The 2,820-nt window shown below is 63.5% G+C and carries 2 protein-coding genes; one reads left to right on the top strand and one right to left on the bottom strand.

Annotated features, from left to right (window positions below; all coding sequences use genetic code 11):
• Window positions 1-296: 296 nt before the first annotated feature.
• Complete coding sequence (locus VIO10_RS09410) at window positions 297-2,222, bottom strand: alkaline phosphatase family protein (protein WP_331962831.1); 1,926 nt, start codon at window positions 2,220-2,222, stop codon at window positions 297-299.
• A gap of 173 nt (window positions 2,223-2,395) precedes the next feature.
• On the opposite strand from VIO10_RS09410, the gene VIO10_RS09405 reads away from it, so the two are divergent.
• Entirely contained in the window at window positions 2,396-2,752 is a 357-nt protein-coding gene (locus tag VIO10_RS09405) for a polymer-forming cytoskeletal protein (protein WP_331962828.1), read from the top strand.
• Window positions 2,753-2,820: the final 68 nt, after the last annotated feature.

The raw sequence follows: 2,820 nt of genomic DNA, 5'->3' as shown, positions 1-2,820 counted from the left end.
GGTCTTTGCCCCGGCCTCGTGTTCGCGCAGCACCCCGATGATCTGCTCCTCGCTGAAGCGACTCCCTTTCATTGTCCGTCTCCTTTTCAGGCGACGGACTCTACCTCATTTCGGCTGAGTTTTCGGGGTGCAGGCCACGGTCTACAAAGTCAGCCATGACGGGCAGACGCTTGCCTCGGCGGTCACCTCTTGGTGTAGCCGCCACGCTGGCACCCGCGCCTACAATGACTAAATGGGGTGAATAATTAACGCGCTCTTTAACGGAAAATGCGGGAAGCGTCGGCACCTTTTTCCTTCTATTTGACGAGATTCGCGTAGAGGATTTGGCGAATGTCTTTGCCGGTCGATGCGCCATCTGCCCGGATCACGCGACGGTTGAACCCATCGCGCTCGACGCTCACCGTCAGCTCGGCGTCGGAGGCGTGGGCGGGCGTCGCAAACGCGACCCGTCCGCTCTCAGGCGTCAGCGAATCCGCCATCACAGTGTCGTTGCCGCCACGGCCATGCAGCGTGACGCGCGCGCCGGCAATCGGCGGATGCTCCCCGTCGGGCAGGAAGTCGTTGTCCAGCACGGTGATCGCAATGCTGCGCAGATCGCGCGCGCGCTCGATCTCGACTCGCAGATCGCGCAGATAAATCATCGGCTCGGCAAACACGCCCTGGATTCCGGCCCGCTCCGGCTCGAGCGCCGGGTTCGCCTTGAGCTCGACGCGCTGCGCCGCCATCCCATGGTCGGAGGTGACGATGAACAGCGTGGATTCGAGCAGGCCGCGCGCGCGAAACAACTCGAGCACCGCGCCGATTCGCTGGTCGGTGCGATGGAGCGCCTCGCGCAGCCCCTCGTGGTGGGGGCCGTAGTCGTGGCCGGCGCCATCGGTGATCACAAACTCGTGCGCGACGAACACGGGCGCATCGTCGCCGCAATGTTCGAAGAGGTTGATCGCCTGCGCCATGCCGCGGTTATCCACGACCTCTTCGCGAATCATCGTGGACATATTGTCCGCCGCCCATCGCGGGCTTACGTCGGCCGACATCTCGATGGTAAGTGCTTTGAGGCGCGCCTTGTCGCCGACGATCCGCCGCTCGAAGGCCGCATGATCGGCGCCGCGTCCCTGGGGTTCATGGATCGAGGCCGTGATCGCGCCCGGGCCGCCGGCGCGCTTGAAGGCCTCGTAGAGCGTCTCGACGCCGAGACTCAGAAAACGCTCGGTCTCGAAGATGTTGCCCTGAATCGGCACGGTCTCGCGATGCTCGCGCAGGTGGAAAGTGGGATTGACGACGTCGTGATGCCCGCACCATGCGCCGGTGAGAATCGTCGAATGGCTGGGCCACGTGATGCTCGGGAAATTGACGATCGATCCGTGCGAGAGCATCGCGCCGCGCTCGACCAGGCCGGCGATATTTGGAATCGCGCCGGGATTGTTATCGAGCTGATGGCGCAGCTCCGAATGCGACAGGCCGTCGAGCAGGAACATGTAGGCGCTAGTCGGGCGCGCGGCGTTATCGTCGAAAATTTCCTCGAGCGGCTTGCCGTCCTGGCGCTTCAAGTAAACCTCGGCGGGTGAGCCCGACGCGTCGAGGCCGGCGATTTTCGCCATTCCCATCAGGCGCGCGATCGTCGGCGCGACATCGACCTGGCGGGCGCCCAGCTTGAACAGTCCACGGCGGACGCCCGGACCGCTGAACACCAGCGGCGCGCGCGATTGCACCACGTCGAGCGCGCCATGCTGCCCCGGCTGGATTCCGTAGGCGTAGGCCTTGGGGCTGAGGACGATATCGGGAGCGCGCGGACTGTCGAAGAGTTGGGCGATTCGCTCATACGCGTAAGGATGGCTGAGCACGTGGGGTTCGAACCAGGCGCAATTCGGATCGTCGGTGCGATTGCCGCTGCGGGCGGCGGCGTCGAGTTCCTCGTCAATCGTGGAAACGATGAAAGGATCCTGATTTGCGATCGGGTTGCGGCCGATTTGCTCGACGACCTCGAATGACAGCGCGCCGCCTTCATCGGCGAAGCGTTTGAATCGAATCATCCCGCGCCGCGACCATACTTCGTACGCGTCGGCGCGCCAGGTGATCACGAGATCGACGTGATCGGCGGCCGGAGTCTCGGCGAGCAGCGCGAGGATCGTCGCGTCGCCGGAATCATACTGATGCGGATCGAGTCCCTGGCCGCCGCGGCGTTCAGGTCCGTGTTCCCGCAGCTGGCCGGGTTTGTGATTCATTTGACGCCGAATCTCCTGGTTAAAAACATTGCACCGCGCGGCGTGACGCGTGCAAGCCGCTTACGGCGCACTACTTAACGTTTCATTCACATTAGCGATCCGGCCGGCGAGATTGCGTGTGCTCGCGCATTCCCGCAATAGTGAAACCCCAACCCGGGAAAGGCAATCGGTATATGGCGCTCAACGAAGAATCGGGATTCGAGTCACGGATCGGAAAAGGCACCAAGGCTTCGGGGAAACTCAACTTTCGCGGCCCGGTAAAAATCGAAGGCGAAGCGGAAGGCGAGATCACCGGCGATGAAGTTCTAATCGCGAGCGGCGCGGTGGTGAGCGCGCGGATTTCCGCAGGCAAGGTGACGATCGCGGGCGCGTTCAGCGGAGAAGTGACGGCGCGCGAACGCGTCGAGTTGATGGCGACGGCGCGAGCGCAGTGCACGATCAGCACGCCGAGCCTGGTGCTCAACGAGGGCGCGCAATTCGACGGCGATTGCAAGATGCCGGCCAAGAAGCTCGCTGCGCAGCAGGGGTGATTAGCCGGAAGGCGCGGGCGCGCCCCGCAGCCAACCATCCGCTTCATCTAATACGGAACCCACCATGG

It is taken from the genome of Candidatus Binatus sp. (assembly GCF_036567905.1).
Taxonomy (GTDB): domain Bacteria; phylum Desulfobacterota; class Binatia; order Binatales; family Binataceae; genus Binatus.
The sequence above is the reverse complement of the archived record's forward strand: the minus strand, read 5'-3'. Positions and strand labels throughout refer to the sequence as shown.